The sequence below is a fragment of the Campylobacter portucalensis genome, assembly GCF_009690845.1.
Classification (GTDB): Bacteria; Campylobacterota; Campylobacteria; order Campylobacterales; family Campylobacteraceae; genus Campylobacter_B; species Campylobacter_B portucalensis.
This window is the reverse complement of the sequence record NZ_VWSJ01000004.1, coordinates 82737-102518: the sequence shown is the minus strand read 5'-3', so window position 1 is coordinate 102518 and position 19782 is coordinate 82737. Positions and strand designations below refer to the sequence as shown.

15 protein-coding genes are annotated in these 19782 nt (G+C 30.1%); 10 read left to right on the top strand and 5 right to left on the bottom strand.

Annotated elements, in window-relative coordinates:
• Positions 1 to 607: 607 nt before the first annotated feature.
• Genes modA through F1B92_RS01925 form a run of 4 tightly spaced genes read left to right on the top strand, consistent with a single transcriptional unit; the run spans position 608 to position 3226 of the window.
• Entirely contained in the window at positions 608 to 1342 is a 735-nt protein-coding gene (modA, locus tag F1B92_RS01940; RefSeq protein ID WP_326833069.1) for a molybdate ABC transporter substrate-binding protein, read from the top strand.
• On the top strand, positions 1335 to 1703 hold the full coding sequence (locus tag F1B92_RS01935; protein ID WP_154570221.1) for a TOBE domain-containing protein: 369 nt from the start codon (positions 1335 to 1337) through the stop codon (positions 1701 to 1703). Before modA ends, F1B92_RS01935 begins: the two co-directional genes overlap by 8 nt.
• Positions 1687 to 2391 (top strand): molybdate ABC transporter permease subunit, encoded by a 705-nt coding sequence (modB, locus tag F1B92_RS01930; protein ID WP_229770875.1) that lies wholly within the window; start codon positions 1687 to 1689, stop codon positions 2389 to 2391. The genes F1B92_RS01935 and modB overlap by 17 nt, the downstream gene beginning before the upstream one ends.
• Positions 2378 to 3226, top strand: a complete 849-nt coding sequence (locus tag F1B92_RS01925) for an ATP-binding cassette domain-containing protein (RefSeq protein ID WP_154570232.1) — start codon at positions 2378 to 2380, stop codon at positions 3224 to 3226. Before modB ends, F1B92_RS01925 begins: the two co-directional genes overlap by 14 nt.
• A 901-nt stretch (positions 3227 to 4127) precedes the next feature.
• On the opposite strand, the gene F1B92_RS01920 is transcribed toward F1B92_RS01925, so the two are convergent.
• From F1B92_RS01920 to selA, 4 genes are all read right to left on the bottom strand, one after another.
• Positions 4128 to 5384 carry a uracil-xanthine permease family protein gene (locus F1B92_RS01920; RefSeq protein ID WP_154570220.1) on the bottom strand — a complete coding sequence of 419 codons (1257 nt, stop codon included), beginning with the start codon at positions 5382 to 5384 and terminating at the stop codon, positions 4128 to 4130.
• Between the two features lie 177 nt (positions 5385 to 5561).
• Positions 5562 to 6278, bottom strand: coding sequence for a thioredoxin fold domain-containing protein (locus tag F1B92_RS01915; protein ID WP_154570219.1), 717 nt, complete (start codon positions 6276 to 6278; stop codon positions 5562 to 5564).
• Between the two features lie 46 nt (positions 6279 to 6324).
• Positions 6325 to 8151 (bottom strand): selenocysteine-specific translation elongation factor, encoded by a 1827-nt coding sequence (gene selB, locus F1B92_RS01910; protein ID WP_154570218.1) that lies wholly within the window; start codon positions 8149 to 8151, stop codon positions 6325 to 6327.
• Positions 8148 to 9476: an L-seryl-tRNA(Sec) selenium transferase gene (gene selA, locus F1B92_RS01905; protein ID WP_154570217.1), complete on the bottom strand. Its 1329-nt coding sequence runs from the start codon at positions 9474 to 9476 to the stop codon at positions 8148 to 8150. Before selA ends, selB begins: the two co-directional genes overlap by 4 nt.
• Positions 9477 to 9646: 170 nt before the next feature.
• Here selA and F1B92_RS01900 point away from each other — a divergent pair, with 170 nt between their 5' ends.
• The 5 genes from F1B92_RS01900 to fdh3B all read left to right on the top strand — a co-directional run bounded on the left by F1B92_RS01900 (position 9647) and on the right by fdh3B (position 15907).
• On the top strand, positions 9647 to 11335 hold the full coding sequence (locus F1B92_RS01900) for a 4Fe-4S dicluster domain-containing protein (protein WP_154570216.1): 1689 nt from the start codon (positions 9647 to 9649) through the stop codon (positions 11333 to 11335).
• Positions 11328 to 12020, top strand: a complete 693-nt coding sequence (locus tag F1B92_RS01895; protein WP_326833068.1) for a molecular chaperone TorD family protein — start codon at positions 11328 to 11330, stop codon at positions 12018 to 12020. Before F1B92_RS01900 ends, F1B92_RS01895 begins: the two co-directional genes overlap by 8 nt.
• Before the next feature lie 179 nt (positions 12021 to 12199).
• On the top strand, positions 12200 to 12412 hold the full coding sequence (locus F1B92_RS01890) for a twin-arginine translocation signal domain-containing protein (protein WP_154570215.1): 213 nt from the start codon (positions 12200 to 12202) through the stop codon (positions 12410 to 12412).
• Between the two features lie 9 nt (positions 12413 to 12421).
• The gene (locus tag F1B92_RS01885; protein ID WP_154570214.1) at positions 12422 to 15337 is read left to right on the top strand and encodes a formate dehydrogenase subunit alpha; all 2916 of its coding nucleotides are present in this window, start codon (positions 12422 to 12424) and stop codon (positions 15335 to 15337) included.
• A 9-nt stretch (positions 15338 to 15346) separates the two neighbouring features.
• A complete protein-coding gene (gene fdh3B / locus F1B92_RS01880) occupies positions 15347 to 15907 on the top strand; it encodes a formate dehydrogenase FDH3 subunit beta (RefSeq protein WP_154570213.1) in 561 nt (186 codons plus the stop codon).
• Between the two features lie 1120 nt (positions 15908 to 17027).
• Here the strand turns inward: fdh3B and F1B92_RS01875 are convergent.
• Positions 17028 to 18290: a saccharopine dehydrogenase family protein gene (locus F1B92_RS01875; RefSeq protein ID WP_154570212.1), complete on the bottom strand. Its 1263-nt coding sequence runs from the start codon at positions 18288 to 18290 to the stop codon at positions 17028 to 17030.
• A gap of 155 nt (positions 18291 to 18445) precedes the next feature.
• On the opposite strand from F1B92_RS01875, the gene gltS reads away from it, so the two are divergent.
• Positions 18446 to 19711 (top strand): sodium/glutamate symporter, encoded by a 1266-nt coding sequence (gltS, locus tag F1B92_RS01870; protein ID WP_154570211.1) that lies wholly within the window; start codon positions 18446 to 18448, stop codon positions 19709 to 19711.
• Positions 19712 to 19782: the final 71 nt, after the last annotated feature.

Below are 19782 nucleotides of genomic sequence, written 5' to 3'. Positions count from 1 at the left end.
CATTTTTTAAATGTTCTACGCCTCCTTCATGCCAACTTTTATATATCCCTATCGAATCTTGTTGATCAGAGCTACTATTTGTAGAAGTAACAGCTCCATTATCTGACCATCTGCCATAAGAATTGGTAGTTAGTGCTAAAATAGCAGCTAAAGCAAGACAAGTTTTAGTATAAGAAATAAAAAATAAAAAATAGGGGGGGGGTAGTAGTGTTTTTAGTAAATTTATCAGTCATTGATAATTTTTCTCCTTAAATTTTTAATTATTTTTTGGCTAATAATACTTTGTTTTTATAAAAATAAAATTAAAAAAATGTAAAAAATAAAAATTTATATTCTGCAATAAGCCAATAATGGGAAAAAATCAAAAAAAAAAAAAACGATTTTTTAAATTTTAATAAAAATTTAGTAAATATAATTGAAAAATTTCATATATTAATTATAAAGTGTATTAATTGGCAAGAAATAATTTAAAAATATAAGAAATTTAGTAGCAAATTTCATCTAAATTTCATTTTAAAAATTTATTTTAGCTTAAAATTTATCTCTTTTTAAGTTGTATTTTTATAAAATTCTATTTACAAACTTTACAAATAAGGGGGATTTTAAGGTGAAATGGTTAGCAATTATATTTTTAAGCACTTATGTTTTATTTGCTGATGAGATACGAGTAGCAGCTGCAGCTAATTTAGGATATGTTTTTGATGAGTTAAAAAAAGAATTTTTAAAAGACAGAAAAAATGATGATATAGTGGTCTCTTTGGGTAGTAGTGGTAAATTAAACTCACAAATTAAATCTGGAGCAAATTACGCTATATTTATGGCAGCAAATATGGACTTTGCTAATGATTTATATAAAAATGGTTACAGTAAAAATCAGCCTGAAATTTATGCTAGGGGTGTTTTAGTGATGTTTAGTGCTGATGAAAAAGAGCTAAATAGAGGACTTGAAATCTTAAAAGATGAAAATATAAAAAAAATATCAGTAGCTAACACAAAAACAGCACCTTATGGAATAGCATCAAAACAGGCTTTTCAAGAGGCTAAAATTTATGAAGATATAAAAGATAAATTAGTCTATGCAGGAAGTATTTCTGGAGTAATGCCACACGTATTAAGCGGTGCAGCAGATATAGGCTTTATAGCAAAATCGGCCTTAATAGGAAAAAATGTATATAAAAAGGGTGAAAATTTTATAGAAGTAAATAGAAATTTATACAAACCCCTAGATCAAGGAATGATTTTGTTAAAAGAGTATGAAAACAATAAACTTGCAAAAGACTTTTACAACTTCTTAAAAAGTAAAAAAGCAAAAGAAATTTTTAAAAGGTATGGATATGAATAAATTTAATGCTAAGGTTTTAGAGGTTAGAGGAGATGGTGGGGTGCAAGAAATTTTACTTAATAGCGATGTGGGTCAAATCTCTTGCGTAGTGGTTGCAAATCAAAAATCAAAAATAAATGAAATAGGCTTCAAAAAAAGTAGCGTAGCAGTAGCTAAGAATGGTGAATTTAGCCACTCAAACAATATAAAAGTCAAGATAAAAGATATAGAAAAAGGGGAAGTTTTAAGTAAGATTGTGGGTGATAAAGACGGAATTAAAATAGAGAGTTTGATCACTACTAGTTCTGCTAATAGATTAGATCTTCAAATCGGCGATGAAGTGTCATTTTTAATAAAAGCTAGCGATGTGTTTGTGGTGTGAGATGGATTTTACGCCATTTATGATATCTTTTAAGCTAGCTTTCTTGACAACTGCGATTTTGTTTTTTATAACAATACCTCTAGCTTGGGTATTAAGTCAAAGCAGTAGTAAATTTAAGCCCTTAATACAGAGCGTTTGCACTCTGCCAATCGTAGTGCCACCAACTGTGATGGGGTTTTATATACTATTGGCTTTTTCTAAAAATTCATTTTTAGGTAAATTTTTACACGATAATTTTGGTTTAGATCTTGTTTTTAGCTTTGAAGGGATTTTATTTGCAAGTTGCATTTACTCTCTTCCTTTTATGTTTGGACCTTTACTTAGCGGATTTGAAAGCCTAAATAAAAATATGATAGAAGCTTCATATCTTTGCGGTAAAGGTAGATTAAAAACTATCACTCAAATAGCACTACCTAATATAAAACCATCGATATTAACTGCTATTGTTATAACTTTTGCTCACTGTATAGGAGAATTTGGGATAATTTTAATGGTTGGCGGTAGTATAGAAAAACAAACAAAAGTAGCAAGTATCGCCGTGTATGAATTTGTAGAGATATTAGACTACAAATCTGCACATATCTATAGCTTAATAATGCTTGGGATGAGCTTTTTAGTGCTTTTTGGCGTTTATGCTTTTAATCAAAAACAAAAAAATAAATTTAGTGAGAAAAATGATAGAATTTAGTATAAAAAAAGAGCTTTTAGGCGTTAATGGAGTTTTAAATTTAGATGTCTCTATGAAGTTAGAAAATGGTGAATTTTTAGCTTTAAGCGGAGATAGCGGAAGCGGTAAAACAACAATACTTAGGTGTTTGGCTGGACTTGAGAAAAGCAAAGCTTATATAAAAGTAGATAATGAAATTTATCAAGATGATAAGGTATTTTTGCCACCTCAAAAAAGAAGCATAGGCTTTGTATTTCAAGATTATGCTTTATTTGAGAATTTAAGTGTTGAGAGAAATTTACTTTTTGCAAATCAAGATAAATTTCTATGCGATAAAATTTTATCTCTGCTGGATTTAACAAAACTTAAAAATCGCAAACCACACACGTTGAGCGGAGGACAAAAGCAAAGAGTGGCTTTAGGTAGAGCAGTGATGAGAATGCCTAAAATTTTGCTTTTAGATGAACCATTATCAGCACTTGATGTAAATTTGAGATCAAAATTACAAGATGAAATTTTAAAAATTCACAAAGAATTTAATATCACTACGATTTTAATAAGCCACGATAGCGATGAAATATATAAATTAGCCAATCGTATGGCGATTTTAGAGGGTGGTAAATTTACAAATATCGGCACGCCAAAACAAATTTTACTAAAAACAAAGGGTAGTCAAAAATTTGCTTTTTATGGGCGTGTGCTAGAGATACAGAGGATTGATTGTGTATTTTTAGTAACCATATCCATAGCACAGCAACTCACTCAAGTAGTAGTTTGTGATCTTGAAGATATTAAGGTTGGTGATAATGTTATGATAAGCACAAAGGCTTTTAATCTAAATTTATCTAAAATTTAATTTTCAAACCTCAACACATTTAAAACGTATCGTACTGAAAAATTAAAATTTAAAATATACAAGATGCAATTTTATTATTTAAAAGATACTTTTATTTGCTAATAGGTTATGTTGATATGAAAAATAAATGAGATTCTAAAAACAAAAGTTTTGTTGAAATGAAATATAATTAAAAATAATTTAATGAGATGATAACAAATAACTTAACAAAAATTACTAAAATTTGCGTATTTTCACTAAAATTTAGACATACAAAAATAGTAAATTAAGATTTTAGTCATTAAAATAAGTGCTAAATTAGTTTAAATTTAAAACATAATAGACTCAAACAAAATTTAATCAAATTTGATAAAGTTTTTACTATTTAGCATATGCTAAAACTAGGACTTTAAAATGCAAAAATTTCTCCTAACTACCTTAAACTTAGCTATTTTATTATTAAAATTCACAAATTTTAATTCCATTGATATCATTTAAAACCCACTTTTACCTTTAAAACATCTACTTGCAAAAATTCTATAGTTGGCTTTAGGGTCAAAATATTTCATAAATTTAACAATTAAGCTCAAGTTTTACCAAGACACTTTTACATAAAAAATAAAAAAGAGGTGTTTAAAAATAATTTTGCTACTAAATTTTAAGCTCTATGAATGTTCGTAAATTTATTTAAAGATTGTTTTTTAAATTTCAGCAACCTTTATGGCTTATAAATTAATACAGAAAAATTTTTCTTATAATTTTGAGAACAAAAATATACTTTTTTCATATATAAAATCATAACTTAAATTTAATTTGTTGAAGTTTAGGTTTTGTTGAGTCTAAATTAAACTACTTTAATAAATTTAACGCCTTTAAAGGCTAAATTTTAGCCCTTTAAAAGGCTAAATTTGTTTGATATAAATTAAGAGTTTGATTTTTTACGAGGTAGAATTAAATTTAAAATCACGCCAACTATCGCTCCGAGTCCGATTTGAGAAAAACTAGCAAAACCAAGATCAAGCACCATTCCACCAAGCGCTGGAACTAAAATTAAAGCTATGATTATCATATTTCTAGGCTCATCCATATCAACTCTGTTTTTAATCAAAGTCTCCATACCAACGCTTGCAATTATACCAAATAAAAGTACCATAATGCCGCCCAAAACGCAAGCTGGAATGGTAGATATTAAAGCACCAAGCTTGCCCACAAAAGCCAATAATATAGCAACAATAGCACTCCAAGTCATTATAGCTGGATTAAAAGCTCTAGTTAAACGAACTGCTCCTGTAACTTCTGCATAAGTAGTACAAGGTGGTCCTGCCACTAAAGCTGCCGCACTTGTTGCTATACCATCACCTAAAAGAGTTCTATGAAGACCTGGCTTTTTTGTGTAGTCGTAGTTTGTAACGTTGCTTATAGCAATCACATTGCCAATATGTTCTATTATAGGAGCTATAACTACAGGAATCATATAAAGCATCGCATTTAATTCAAATTTAGGCGTTGTAAAATTTGGTATAGCAAACCAAGAAGCTGTTTTTACAGCACTAAAATCTACAATGCCATAAAAATAGGCCATAATATATCCAGCAAAAACACCAAATAATATAGGTATAAGTTTTAGCATACCCTTTGCAAACATTATGCAAAGAAGAGTTACCAAAAGCGAAACGCCTGCTATAATCATCGCATCATTTTGAGTAAAATTTGGATTTAAAGTCTGATAGCTAGCTAGCATATCGCCACTTGCCATTGCCATATTAACCGCTGATGGACTCAGTACTAAGCCAATTGTCATAATAACAGGACCAACCACGATTGGTGGAAGGTATTTATCTATAAAAGCTTTTCCTTTAAATTTAACAAAAACTCCAAACAAACTATAAACTACTCCAGCCGCAAAAACTCCACCCATCGCAACAGGAAGTCCCCAATTTTCGACTGCAAAAGATATCGGAGCGATAAAAGCGAAACTGCTTGCTAAAAAAATTGGCACAACCTGCTTACCGCAAATCAATTGAAAAATTAGTGTTCCAACTCCAGCAGTAAAAAGAGCAACGCTTATATCAAGACCTGATAAAATAGGCATTAATACTAAAGCACCAAAAGCAACAAATAAAAACTGAGCACCTAAGAGAGAGTCTTTAAAACTAAATTTATACTCTATATTTTGCATAAAAATCCTTTTGTTGAAGTTAGACATTATACTAAAAAATTTTTAATATAAATTCATCAACAAATTTAAAAAATTTTAAATTTTATATAAAATTTAAAATGGAGTGTTTAGTGGATTTTGAAAATTTTGCAGATTTTGATAGAATTAAATCTATCAAAAATCAATTTAAAATGAAGGTTATTTTAACATATCTTTTTCAATTATAAATGGCACGCCTCTAACGCCTGTTTCAAAGTATTTATCTGCAAGTTGTTGCATTTTTGCTATATCATCACTACTTACGCCATCTACTTTTTTCAAACTTGGATCATAGTATTTTTTAAGAATTTTAATCTTTTCAGCATCGCTTTTTGCTTTTTCTGTTTCTTGATAAATTTTAAAGCTTTTTGCGTGAGAAGTTGCACCATGAATGGCTGTCATAATCATCTCAACATTTGATTCTTTTAATCTATCTTCTATACTATCAAGTTCTCTTCTGCAATATGGGCACTCTGGATCACTTAAAATTAGAATAGTTGGCTTTTTAGGGTCATTTCCTAATTTTATTATGTTTTTTGAACTCTCTTTTTTATATATGCTTGATAGTTTGCTAGATAGTGATTTTTCCATAAAATCAGCTTTGTAGCTAACGCCTGTTTTGATATTAAAAAGATCAGGTATTATAAAATCTCCATGAGTAAATACAACATCGTTTTGAGATTGTTCGCCTTGAGTTATTTTTAAAACCACCATATCTATACCTGGAAATTCTTTTATCGCTTCTCTTTTTTCTATTTTTACGCTAAGTCCGTGTCCAGCTGACATAGGGTTGTTGTATAAACTTAAAATTTCAGAATCACTTGCAGCAAAAACAGCACTTAAACTTAAAACCGAAGTTAAAAACATTTTTTTCATTCATAAAACCTTTTATTAAAAATTTGCAAAATTATATATGAAAAAGTTAAATAGTATTTAAAAGCACTCTATTATTTTCCATATTTTTAATATCATCGAATTTATCCAAATATTCAAGATAAGCAAGAGCAAATTTGCGACTTATGTTTAATTTTAATTTAACATTTTGCACATTTGCAAAACCTACTTCTTTTATTATTTGCCTAATTTCTTGCAAAACCAAATTTAAATTTTGAGTTGTTATAAAGATATTGTGAGCTAAACGAACTACTTTTTTTGCCTGAGTTAGGCTTTTTAAAGCATTATCGCCTGCTAATCTATCAATATCTAAATCATCATATAGGTTATATGGTGCAGGTGGAGTTATGGATGATTTTTCTAAAATATTAAAAATTTTTTGGCTTAAATTTTGGCTTAAATTTTCAAAATCAACTCCATTTTTGATATATAAAGCTCCATATTTTTCAATCAAATTTTGCTCTTGTAACTCATTTAAACACAAAGTTGCTAATTCATCACTAGCCCAAGATAGCCTTAAATTTATACTAGTAGCTGAAAAAATAGCATATTCATTTTTAGAAATGATAAATTTTATAAAATCTTTCACATCTTTTTTAGCCTCAAGTGGATATATGCATAAATTTTTTTTATCAACAAAAACATCTTTTAAATTTAGAGCGATATTTAAAGCATTTTCGTGATCCATATTAAATCTTTGAAACGATGATATAAGCCCAAATCCATGCTTATGATTTTGTGTTAAAGTTTCAAAAACTTTTATGAAATTTTTATTTAAAAGATAAGCTAAAAGCTTGATTTTTTCTGGTTTTTTTAAAGGTTCTAAAATTGGATTTAAAACTCTTCCTCCGCCAATTACACGAGAATTCAATAAAATCACAAAAGGCTCATCAAATTTCAAAAACATATCTTTTGTAAATTTAAATGTAATAAATTTTGAGTCGTCTTTAACGCTTAAAATTAAAGCTTTAGCTGAAATTTGCTTACTTCCTACACAAAATACCACATCTTGATTGTGAGAAATTTTTCCATAAAAAACACAATCAACTTCTTTAAATCCCCTAAAAAAACCTTTTTTGGTTAAAATAAAACCTTTTTGCAAATCACTTACAGATACATTTGATAAATTTAAAGCCACTCTATTTGGCGCTTGGATAAAATCTTGAAATTCGCTATGCACTTCTATGTTTCTTACTAAAATTTCTTTATTGTTATCTAAACATATTAGTTTCTCATTTTTTTTAATATTGCCATCTATTAAACTTCCAGTAACAATCGTGCCAACACCTTTTAAAGCAAAAACTCTATCTATATAATATCTTGTTAAAAGAGTTATATCGTGGGCTTTTGGTTTTAGTGTAAAAAGATAATTTTTTAACTCTTTTATAGAAATTTCATCCTTTACGCTAATAAAAAATGTTTTTAAAATTTCTAAATTACTAAATTTTTTTATATATTTTTTCGCTTCTAGTTCAACACTTTTTTGTTGATCAATATCCGTTAAATCACATTTTGAGATACATAAAATTATGCTCTTTACGCCAAGTAAGGATAAAATTTCAATATGCTCTTTTGTTTGTGGCATTATAGAATCATCACTTGCTACTACAAGCATTGCAGCATCAAATCCGTATGCACCAGAAATCATTGTTTTGATTAAATTTTCATGACCAGGAACATCTATAAAAGCTATATTGCTATCTTTATTTTTTAAATTTGAAAAGCTTAAATCGATAGTGATTCCACGCTCTTTTTCGCTCTTCATTTCATCACCTTCAAAACCATTTAAAGCCTTAATTAGGGCTGTTTTACCGTGATCGATATGACCTGCTGTGCCTATTATTATAGTATTCATAAATTCTCTCCTAGCTCTTTGCATATTTTTATTAAGCCCTCTAAATTTTCATCTAAAATAGACCTAAAATCAAGTAAAAATTTAGACTCTTCTATACGACCAATCACTCCTTTTTCTCTAAATAATTTCTCAGTCAAAATTGCCTCTTTATCAAAAACAAGAGCTATGCTTGGATATTGTTTGCAAGGCAGAGATCCGCCACCTATAAATGTTTTAGTTGTAATGATTTCTGTTTTTTGAGGTATGTTTTTTTGGACAAATTCCGCCATTTTAGATAAATCCTCTAAGCTTTTATGAATTTGATTTTGGGTTGTAATTAGCCTAAATTCCTTATTTATATACGCTTTTAAAGTTTCATTTAAAATAGCAATAGTGATTTTATCAACTCTAAGCATTCTTAAAAGTTGATTTTGCTTTAATTTCAAAATCAACTCTTTTTTGCCTAAAATTATACCGCACTGCACACTTCCAAAAAGTTTATCTCCACTAAAGCTTAAAATATCAACCCCTGTTTTTAAAAGCTTATCCACGCTTGGCTCATCTTTTCCTAATGAGTAAGGCATTTCATTTATATATCCGCTTCCTAAATCATAATAACTTATAATATTACGCTCTTTAGCTAAAGATACAATTTCATCCAATCCCACACTTTGACTAAAACCTTGAATTTTGAAATTTGATTGATGCACCTTCATTAAAATTGCCGTATTTTCACAAATAGCTTCTTCGTAGTCCTTTATATTAGTTTTATTTGTAGTGCCAACTTCTTTTAAAATTGCACTAGAATTTTTCATAACCTCTGGAATTCTAAAACTCCCCCCTATTTCAACAAGCTCACCACGACTAACTACGCTTTGAAGATCTTTTGAAAATGTATTTAACACTAAAAAAACTGCACTTGCATTATTATTTACTATTAAAGCGTCCTCACAACCAAAAAGCATAGAACATAATTTTGCACTATAATCATATCTAAGCCCCCTATTTCCGCCACTTAAATCATACTCTAAATTTGAATATGAAGAGATAATCCTAAAAGCTCTTTTTAAAATTTTTTCACTTATAACACTTCTTCCTAAATTTGTATGAAGCACCACACCAGTTGCGTTTATAAGGGGCTTTAATTCTAAATTTTCAAGCTCTTTATATTTAAATTTAATCTCTTCTATAATCTCATTTTCATTTTTATAAAATTCACCTTTTATGGCTTTTTTTCGCTCATTTTCTATAATCTCTTTTGCTAAATTTAAAATCAGTGGATTAAAACAGTTTTTAAACTCATCTAAATTTGATATTTTATCAACTTTTGGAAGATTTATTTTCATTCTTTCTCCTGTTTATCTAAACTAGATATTTTAGAAGTATATCAAAAATTAGATAAATTTAGCTTGATTTCTTTTGCTAAAACTAGTATTTTTATTTAAACAAGATTTTAAGTTAATTATTATAAAATAACATAAATTGATAAAATGTTTTTTTGAAAGGCTATAAATTTATGAAAGAATTTGTTTTTTTAAAAGAATTTGAAGCTGTTTTGCCAGATGAAATAGAAATTATAGAAAAAAATAGCATAGACGATAAAGGATTTTTAGTCTCAAATTCCAAAGATATTAAGGCTGAAATTTATGCACCTGAAATTAATTATTACTTGAAAAATAGCTTAGATGATACTATTACAAAAGCTAAAAATTCTTTAATTTTATACGAAGCAAGAGCCTGTGCTTTTGATAAAGCCCTTGATATGGATTATAAAAAAGAAATAGGTAAAAATATCATTTTAATAAGCAATGAGGATGAAAATAGTCTTATAGAGTTACTAAAAAAATCAGATTTTAAGGTGATTTTATTAATGCACAATGAGATTAAATTTTTATATGGCGAAATAGGCGATCTCTTCACTACCGTGCTTAGAGAAAATGATGAGTTAGAGGTGCAAAGTGATTTTATTTTAGTTCGAGATGCGAAAGATTATATGCTTAGACAAAGCGGGGTTTTAGAGATTAAAGATCTTTTAAATGATGAAATTTTAGAATATTTAGAAAAACGAAGTCCTGTATATAAGTACAAAAGTGCTATAACTTATGATGATAAAATTTGCCAATATCACGAAAGACGAAGCGAGCACTGTGCAAAATGTGTGGATGTCTGTCCAACTGTAGCGATTTTAAAAGATGATGAAAAACGTCATTTAGTTTTTTCTCATATTGACTGTATGGAGTGTGGGGGATGTATTTCTGTATGTCCAAGTGGTGCGATGGATTATGCAAAAATGCCTGCTGATGCGTTTTTTGAAGTTGCGAGTATGTATGAAGATAAAAAAATAGTAATAGTTCCAAGAATGATGGATATTCAAGATTGTGATGTTACGCTACCTGAAGGGTTTTTACCTTTTGCTATTGAGGGTGAGAAATTTATTAGTCAAACTCACTTAATGTCGCTTTTACAAATAAGCGGAGCAAATTTAATATTTTATAGCGATTTTGTAAGTCCAGGCACAAAAGATAGCATAAATCTAATCAACGATATCTATAGGGCTAAATTTAACGAAACAGCTATTTTTGTGGCACAAGATGAGATTGAGTTAAGAAAATATTTAAAAGAAATTAAATATATAGATGGCTCTAAATTTATTATGAGTCAAAGAAATTTATCAAAAAGAGAAATTTTTGCAAAAAGAGTTAAATTCTTGGTAGGAGATGAAAATTTAGGTGTTGCAAAAAGCGGAGAGTGGGTAAGATATGGAAGTGTAGAGATAAACGAAAACTCTTGCACTCTTTGTTTAAGCTGTGTTGGAGCATGTAATGTGGGAGCATTGGTGGCTGATACAAGTGATAATAGTATTAAATTTAACGCCTCTATTTGTACCACCTGTGGATACTGTACGCAAAGCTGTGCTGAAAAAGATACGATATTTTTAACACGCGGCGAGATGAGGCTTGAACCTAAATATTTTGAATACCAAACTCTAGCAAAAGATAAATTGTTTAAATGTATAGAGTGTGGCAAGGAATTTGCTACAGAAAAAGCCATAAGAAAAATAGCTGACATTATGACGCCCAAATTTGCAAATGACCCACAAAAGATTAAGACGCTTTATTGCTGTGCTGATTGTAAAGCTAAGTTGATGATACAGGCTCAGTTACAATTAACTAAAAAATTTAAGGAGGAAATTTTAAGTGAATAAAAATATAACAATTGCAAGAAGTTATTATTATGAATTTTTTGCTATACCATTTTTCTTTAGCGAAAATGACACAAAATTTAGAGTCTGGAAAGAAGAGCTTGCATATTTAAAAAGCTCTTTGTTGGATGAAGGAGATGGTAAATTTTTTGAAATTTTAGAAAATTTTAGCTTTGAAGAATTCAAAGAGGAGCAAAACCGACTACTTTTTGACTACTCTTATGCAAATGTCCCACTAACAGCATCATTTTATAAAGATGGAAGAGATGATGGCACTTCAAAAATGATTGTGATAAATACATTAAAAAAAAGTAAATTTAGAAGAGATAATAACTTATGCAAAGATAGCGAAGATTTTGTAGGATTTATATTTTACCTAATGTCTTCACTCTTAAAAGAAGAAGTTGATAAAAGCAATTTTTTAAGCACTGAACTTTTTGTAAATGTCGTTAATGAATTTATCGATGAGATGATTGAATTTATAAAAGATAGTAAATTTGCTAAATTTTTCTTGGCTTTAGCAAATTTGATGGAGAGTTTTTTTGCTTTTGAGAGGTCGTTATTAGGTATCACAAAACCACAAAAAGCAGATTTTAGCGTAGCAAAAGAGTCTATAGAAAGACAACCCTATATATCAAAAATAGCTAGCGTACGAGATAAATACGACTGGAGCAATTTAGATATTTAAATTAAACTATTCTTAAATATTTATTTTAATTTTAAAAATAAATATTTTTTAATAACAAATATGATAAATTTGCATAGTAAAAAACTAAACAAAATTTAATTTTGTTTAGTTTTTTTAAATATAAAATATGCAAAATTTACATATAATTTTGATAATAAATTAATATAAGGAGGATGAAAATGAAAGAAAAAAGAAGAGATTTTTTAAAAAAATCTCTAATAGCTAGTGCAGCAACAACAGTAGCTTTAGCAAATGAGTGCTGTAATGATGTGCTAAATAAACACGAAGCAACAAACGAATCAAATGGCGTTATTTGCGGTAAAGCGGCTAAAAAAGAGGTACTTTATAGCAAAAATCAACTTTGGGATCAATATTATAAGATTGCAAAATAGGAGATAAAAATGAGTCAGACAAATATAGGAAGAAGAAGCTTCTTAAAACTTGCTGCTCTTGGGGCCGGTACAACTACCGTATTTGGTAACAACCCAACATTAAGAGAAGCAACTAAAGAAGAAATCAAAAATCCTTTTCCAAATTCAGTTATAAAAAAAACAATCTGTTCGATATGTTCGGCGGGATGTGGTGTATTAGCAGAAGTAGATGAAAGCACAAATACTTGGATAAGACAAGATATGGCAATTGATCATCCAATTAGCCAAGGAAGCCACTGCTCAAAAGGCATCGATCAAATGGATTTAACAAAATCAAAAATGAGACTTAAATATCCACTCAAAAAAGTAAATGGAAAGTGGGAGAGAATCAGTTGGGAAACAGCTGTTAATGAAATAGGCGATAAAATGCTTAAAATTCGTGAAGAAGATGGGCCAGATTCTGTTGAATTTTTAGGATCTGCTAAATTTTCAAATGAACAAGCTTTTTATTTTAGAAAATTTGCAGCTTTTTGGGGCACAAACAATATAGATCACGTAGCTAGAATTTGACATAGTGCAACAGTTGCCGGTGTGGCAAATACTTGGGGTTATGGTGCTATGACAAATCACGTTGGAGATGTAGCAAAAAATGCAAAAATGATGTTAGTAATTGGTGCAAATCCAGCAGTAGCAAATCCTGTTGGTGCTATGAAGCACATTATTCAAGCAAAAGATAGAAATAATGCAAAATTAGTTGTTATAGATCCAGTTTATACAAGAACAGCAGCTAAAGCTGATATGTATATTAGAATCAGACCAGGAACAGACATCGCTTTTGTTTATGGAATGCTTCATTTGATATTTAAAAATGGTTGGGAAGATAAAGAAGTAATCAAAAATCAAACTTATGGCGTTGAGGAGATAAAAAAAGAAGCCGAGCATTGGACACCAGAAGAAGTAGCAAATGTAACAGGATGCAAGGCTGAAGAATTAATACAATTTACCAAAATGTATGCAAATACAAAACCAGCCACTCTATTTTGGTCTTTAGGGATCACTCAACACTCAGTTGGACACTCAAATACAAGAATTTTATCCATTTTACAACTCGTATTAGGAAATATGGGTAAACCTGGTGGTGGAACAAATATCTTAAGAGGTCATGACAACGTTCAAGGTGCAACTGATATGAACTGTTTGGCTGATAGTTTGTCTGGCTATTATGGTCTTGGAGATAGTGCTTTCAAACATCATTGCAAAGGCTGGGGAGTTGATTTTAATGAATTTGTTAAAAGATTTGCAGTATCTACAAAAGAACCTAGAGAAAAGCTTGGCGAAAAGGTAAAAGGGACAAATTTTAGAGAGTATTTTTATCATGATCCAAAAAATCCAGAAGATAGAAATTGGAGAAATGAAAAAGGCTGGTCTCTTTCAAAATGGTGGCAAGGCGTATTAAAAGAAGAAGAGACTTTTTCAAGTGGAAATTTAAGAGTTCTTTGGGTGCAAGGAACAGGAATTACTTCGATGGCACACACTACTAAAATAGCTGAAGCTATCGATAAGCTTGATATGCTTGTCATTGCTGAGCCATTTTTAAATGAAGTTGCTATTTTAAGTGATAGAAAAGATGGAATTTATGTTTTACCAGTGGCGACTCAGTTTGAAAGCGAAGGTTATGTAACGGCTACAAATAGAGCTGCACAATGGAGAACAAGAGTCATTAAACCTATATTTGAAAGTAAAGAAGATCAAGAAGTGATGTTTTTATTTGCTAAAAAATTTGGTTTTTATGATGAGTATGTGCGTGGAATGAAAATGGGCATAGTAAATGGAGAAGTTAAACAAGTAAAAGATGATTTTATTTGGCCAGATGATGCGACAGATGAGATTGCAAGAAATACACAAAGCATTGGCAATAACGGACGAACTGCTGCAAGGCTTAGAAAACATCAAGAAAATTGGCATAATTTCGATCCAGATACTCAAATGGGTAGAGGACCTGTTGAAGGTGAATACTATGGTCTTCCATGGCCTTGCTGGGATGAAAAACACCCTGGAACGCCAATTTTATATGACACAACAAAACCTTATGCAGAAGGTGGAATGGGCTTTAGAAATAGATTTGGTTTAGAACATAATGGTGTTAGCCAGTTGGCTGATGAAAGTGTAACTCTTCCTGGCTCTAAAGTAAAAGGTGGACACGCTCAAATAACAAAAGATAATATTGAACAAATTCTAGGTATAACTTTAACCGAAGAAGAAAAAGCTAAAATGGGAGGCTCTTGGAGTACCGATTATAGTGGAATTATAGCTAAAAAATGTCGTGAAGCTGGAGTTAGTCCATGCGGAAATGCAAAAGCTAGAACTATAGTTTGGGAGTTTGCAGATCAAATTCCAAAACATAGAGAACCGATTCACTCACCTAGATGGGATTTGGTAGAAAAATACCCAACTTTTGAAGATCAAGAGAGAAACTTCCGTGTAGCAAGTAAATTTAAAAGCGAACAACAAGAAAAAGATTGGAGTAAAGAATTTCCAACAATAATAAGCTCTTTAAGAGTTGTAAATTTAAGCGGTGCTGGAATGATAGAAAGAACTAGTAAATATCTAGCATCAATTACTCCTGAAATGTTTGCTCATGTAAATCCAATTTTAGCAGCAAAATATGGGATAAAAGATGGTGATATGATGTGGGTGCATGCACCACAAGGCACAAAAATAAAAATCAAATGCATATATTCACAATCAGTTACACCTGATCGAATTTGTCTTCCATATCACTTTGCGGGCGTTATGCAAGGAGTTGATTTAAGCGATAGATATCCAAAAGATGCTAAACCTTATACAGTTGGCGAAAGCTCAAATACAATCACAAACTACGGCTTCGATCCAGTAACTCAAATTTCAGAATTTAATGCTGGTCTTTGCAGGCTAGAAAAAGCTTAGGAGATAATTATGGCAAGAATGAAATTTTTCGTTGATGATAATAGGTGTATAGCGTGTTATGGATGTCAAGTTGCTTGCTCGGCAGCTCACGAAGTTCCAGTTGGCATAAATAGAAGAAGAGTGATAATAGTAAATGAGGGCGTTCCTGGTAAAGAAGTAGCTAGCACTATAGCCTGCCAACACTGCACAGACGCGCCCTGTGCTCAAGTTTGCCCTGTTCAGTGCTTTTACATAAGAGAAGATGGAATAGTCTTACATAATAAAAAAACTTGTATAGGTTGTGGGTATTGCTTATATGCATGTCCATTTGGAGCACCACAATTTCCAAGAGATGGTGCTTTTGGCATTAAAGGCGAAATGGATAAATGCACGATGTGTGCAGGTGGTCCTGAAGAGACAAATTCACACGAAGAAAGAGAGCTTTATGGTCAAAACCGTATAGCCGAAGGTAAAATTCCAATGTGTGCGGCGATTTGTGCAACAAATGCACTTTTAGTCGGTGATGCAACTGATGTTTCAAATGTATATAGATCAAGAGTTTTAACTAAAAATTCAAATATAAATTTATAAATTTAGCCCTAATTGGGGCTAAATTTACATTTAAAAGTTTTATAAATCTATAAAATTTATAAATCAACAAAACCTAAACTCTAGCAAATTAGCTTTAAGTTATAAATTTATAATAAACACTTTATATCTTAGTTTAAGCCATAAGGGTTGCTGAAAATTTAGAAAAACAAAACTAAAATAGTACAAAATTAAGCAACAAAATTATCTTATAGAAACATTTTTCTAGTTTTGATGAAAAAATATCGTAGTAAAATTTGAGATTAATTGTTAAATTTAATGAAATAATTTGACTTTAAAAACTAATTATAAGATAACTCTTTCTTTTTTTTTGGACAGCTGTTTAAAAGTAAAAGAGTTTGTAAATGATATTAATAGAATTGAAAATTTTAGGGATTATAGGACTAAATTTAGAAGAATTAAGAGAAAATTTTTGCATTTAAAGTGCTGATTTGGATATTATGCTAAATAGCAAAAAATTATATTAAAAAAGAATTTTGTTTTGTTGAGCTAAGATTTAAAAACAAAGCCTATTTTTATTAAATTTTAATGCTAATAAAACAAAATCTTGCTTTATTATCAATTTTTATAAAATTTATATCCAAACTTGCACCTTTACTAATAAATTACGCCACAAAAATCTAAGATAAAATATCTTCTAAATCTAAAACTATTTTCAAGATCTTTATTTTGATAATTTAAATTTATTCTTGTAATTCTTTACTATAAAATATCCTTTACTCTCATATTTTTCATACAAGTTTTATTATGTAATTAATAAATTTTTATTAGATAAAACAAATAACTTATCTATTCCAACACTAAAATTAGCTTTTTAATATAAGTTGAAGTCTTATAAATTTTAGATTTAGCGTTGTGGATGATTTAGTGATTTTAGAGATATAAAATTTTAACGTTGGATTGTTGAAATTTGCGATATTAAGATATGCGGGCTTCAAAAGTTAAGAAATTTTGTTTTTAACTGTAAGCAAAAAAAGGGCTTTTCCAGACGAAAAAGTGCGAATTTAAAAGGATGAAAACAATATAAAAAGACTAATCGTTTAGATATAAATAAACTAAATTTTAAAATTTAAGTCAGGTATTTGCCTGACTTATTTACCAATTAAATTTCTCCAACCTTATAACTTTCACCTGGTTTCATCTCTATGATTTTCCAAGCAAGTCCCTGAGTCATAAGTTCATCCATAAAAGGTTTTGCATCAAATTCTTCCATATTAAATACACCTTTACCGCTCCAAATTCCTTTTGCAACTAGCTTTGAGCCAATCATTGCAGGAACACCTGTTGTGTAGCTAACTCCTTGAGCTCCAGTTTCAGCGTAACACTCCTCATGATCACAAACATTATAGATATAAATTTGTTTTTCTTTGCCATCTTTTAGCCCACGAATCACGCAGCCTATATTTGTTTTGCCTTTAGTTCTAGCTCCTAAGCTTGCAGGATCAGGAAGCAAAGTCTTTAAAAACTGAATAGGAACTATTTTAACGCCATTATGCTCAACTTCATCAACTCTAAGCATCCCAACATTTTCAAGGCATTTCATATGAGTTAGATAACTTTCTCCAAATGTCATAAAAAAGCGAATTTGCTTTAAGCCTTTGATATTTTTGCTAAGGCTTTCAAGCTCTTCATGATAAAGCAAGTATGTATCTTTTACCCCAATTTCAGGATAATCCCATTTAAAGCCGATCTCCATAGGTTTAGTCTCTACCCACTCATCACTATCCCAATTTGTTACTCTATCGCTACTTGAATTAGCAGTTTTTTTCCAGTATCTTCCATTTGCACTAACTTCACGTAAATTTATCTCAGGATTAAAATTTGTTGCAAATGCATATCCATGATCTCCAGCATTGCAATCTAAAATATCAATATAATGAATTTCATCAAAGAGATATTGTGACGCGTATGCACAAAATACATTTGTAACTCCAGGATCAAAACCACTTCCTAAAAGTCCTAAAATTCCACTTTTTTTAAACTCATCATCTTTTTCCCACTGAAGCTTATACTCAAATTTTGGAGTGTCAGGGTGCTCGTAGTTTGCAGTATCGATGTAGTGGATTTTAGTTTTTATGCATGCATCCATTAGGGTTAAATTTTGATAAGGAAGTGCTACATTTAGTAAAATTTCAGCCCCTGTTTTTTTAATTAAATTTACAACAGCTTCAGTATCATCAGCGTTAATTTCGGCTGTTTGAATATCCACATTTAAACGCTCTTTTATAAATTTAGCTATCTCATCGCATTTACTTTTTGTTCTGCTTGCAAGAGTTATTTTAGTAAAAGTATCTTTGTTTTGTGCTGCTTTAACAGTAGCTACGCGGCTTACTCCACCAGCCCCAATTATGAGTAAATTTGCCATATCTATCCTTTGAATTAAAATTTGTGTAATTTTAGCAAAATTGAAACAATAAAACAAAATTTTGTCTTAAATTTTTAATTTTTTTTAAAGATATATTTTTTTTAAAGTTAAAATATATTAAAATTCAACCATTAAATTAAATTTTAGGAGAGAATATGGAGAATTTTAGCTTTGCTTTTCTTAAAGGAGTAGCAAATCAAACAGGTTACACTCTTGTTTTTGATTTTTATTCTACTTTTTTAATTGTTTGTGCTGTTTTGATGGTTGGATATTTACTGACTAAAAAGACTAAATTTTTAAATAAATACAACATTCCAATTCCAGTAACAGGCGGTTTGTTATTTGCTATTTTATTTTTGGTTTTAAGTTTTGTTTTTGATGTAAAATTTCAATTTGAACAAGGCTTTAAAAATCCTCTTTATTTGATGTTTTTCGTGTCCGTTGGTTTGGGGGCAGATTTTGCAAGCTTAAAAAAGGGCGGCAAAACACTTCTTATGTTTGGTATAGCAGTTTGTGTGTTTTTATTTATTCAAAATTTAATCGGCGTAGGTGTTATGAGTATTATGGGGGAAAATCCACTATTAGGTCTTTTGGCTGGTTCTATAACCTTAAGCGGAGGTCACGGCACAGGTGCTGCGTGGGGCGAGACATTTATGAAAGCTCCATATGATTATAAGGTAGCTATTGAAGTTGCTATGGCTAGTGCAACTTATGGACTTATAGCAGGCGGTTTAATCGGCGGTCCTGTAGCTAGATATCTTATAAATAGATATAATTTAAAGCCAACAGATCAAAATCATGCAGGTGATACGAGTGATGAAATTTTTTCAGAGCCAGAAAAACAACGCCTTATTACATCAAGTTCTTTTATAAAAAGCTTAGGTCTTTTTGCTTTAGCTCTATTTACAGGCACAACTCTTACGGCTATTACAAAAGGTACAGCTATTGCTCTTCCTAGTTTTGTTTGGTGCTTATTTTCAGGTATTATTATAAGAAATTCATTTTCATATTTCAATATTCATCAAGTTTTTGATAGAGAGGTTGGAGTAATAGGAAATGTATGTTTATCGATATTTTTGGCATTGACTATTATGACTTTAAATTTAGTAGAGCTTGCAAAATTAGCTGTTCCATTAATGGTACTTTTAGTTATTCAAACCGTAGCTATAATATTATATGTAAGATATGTAACTTTTTCTATTTGTGGCAAAGATTATAATGCTGCTTGTATGGTTGCAGGGCATTGTGGTTTTGGTATGGGTGCTACACCAACTGCTATTGCAAATCTTCAAACAGTTACAAATCATCACGGACCATCTAGTATAGCTTTTATTGTAGTTCCTATAATGGGTGGATTTTTTGTAGATATAGCTAATGTTATAGTTATTAAATTATTTTTATTTTTACCTATTTTTGGTTAAAAATTTAGCCTCAATTTGGGGCTAAATTTATCCAATCTCATTTAAATTAAATTTATAGTTTTTGATTTTTA

What these genes read in the sequence shown, in the direction of transcription:
- F1B92_RS01935 (WP_154570221.1), top strand. Translation starts at nt 1,335, where the DNA reads ATGAATAAATTTAATGCTAAGGTTTTAGAGGTTAGAGGAGATGGTGGG.
- modB (WP_229770875.1), top strand. Translation starts at nt 1,687, where the DNA reads ATGTGTTTGTGGTGTGAGATGGATTTTACGCCATTTATGATATCTTTT.
- F1B92_RS01925 (WP_154570232.1), top strand. Translation starts at nt 2,378, where the DNA reads ATGATAGAATTTAGTATAAAAAAAGAGCTTTTAGGCGTTAATGGAGTT.
- F1B92_RS01920 (WP_154570220.1), bottom strand. Translation starts at nt 5,384, where the DNA reads ATGCAAAATATAGAGTATAAATTTAGTTTTAAAGACTCTCTCTTAGGT.
- F1B92_RS01915 (WP_154570219.1), bottom strand. Translation starts at nt 6,278, where the DNA reads ATGAAAAAAATGTTTTTAACTTCGGTTTTAAGTTTAAGTGCTGTTTTT.
- selB (WP_154570218.1), bottom strand. Translation starts at nt 8,151, where the DNA reads ATGAATACTATAATAATAGGCACAGCAGGTCATATCGATCACGGTAAA.
- selA (WP_154570217.1), bottom strand. Translation starts at nt 9,476, where the DNA reads ATGAAAATAAATCTTCCAAAAGTTGATAAAATATCAAATTTAGATGAG.
- F1B92_RS01900 (WP_154570216.1), top strand. Translation starts at nt 9,647, where the DNA reads ATGAAAGAATTTGTTTTTTTAAAAGAATTTGAAGCTGTTTTGCCAGAT.
- F1B92_RS01890 (WP_154570215.1), top strand. Translation starts at nt 12,200, where the DNA reads ATGAAAGAAAAAAGAAGAGATTTTTTAAAAAAATCTCTAATAGCTAGT.
- fdh3B (WP_154570213.1), top strand. Translation starts at nt 15,347, where the DNA reads ATGGCAAGAATGAAATTTTTCGTTGATGATAATAGGTGTATAGCGTGT.
- F1B92_RS01875 (WP_154570212.1), bottom strand. Translation starts at nt 18,290, where the DNA reads ATGGCAAATTTACTCATAATTGGGGCTGGTGGAGTAAGCCGCGTAGCT.
- gltS (WP_154570211.1), top strand. Translation starts at nt 18,446, where the DNA reads ATGGAGAATTTTAGCTTTGCTTTTCTTAAAGGAGTAGCAAATCAAACA.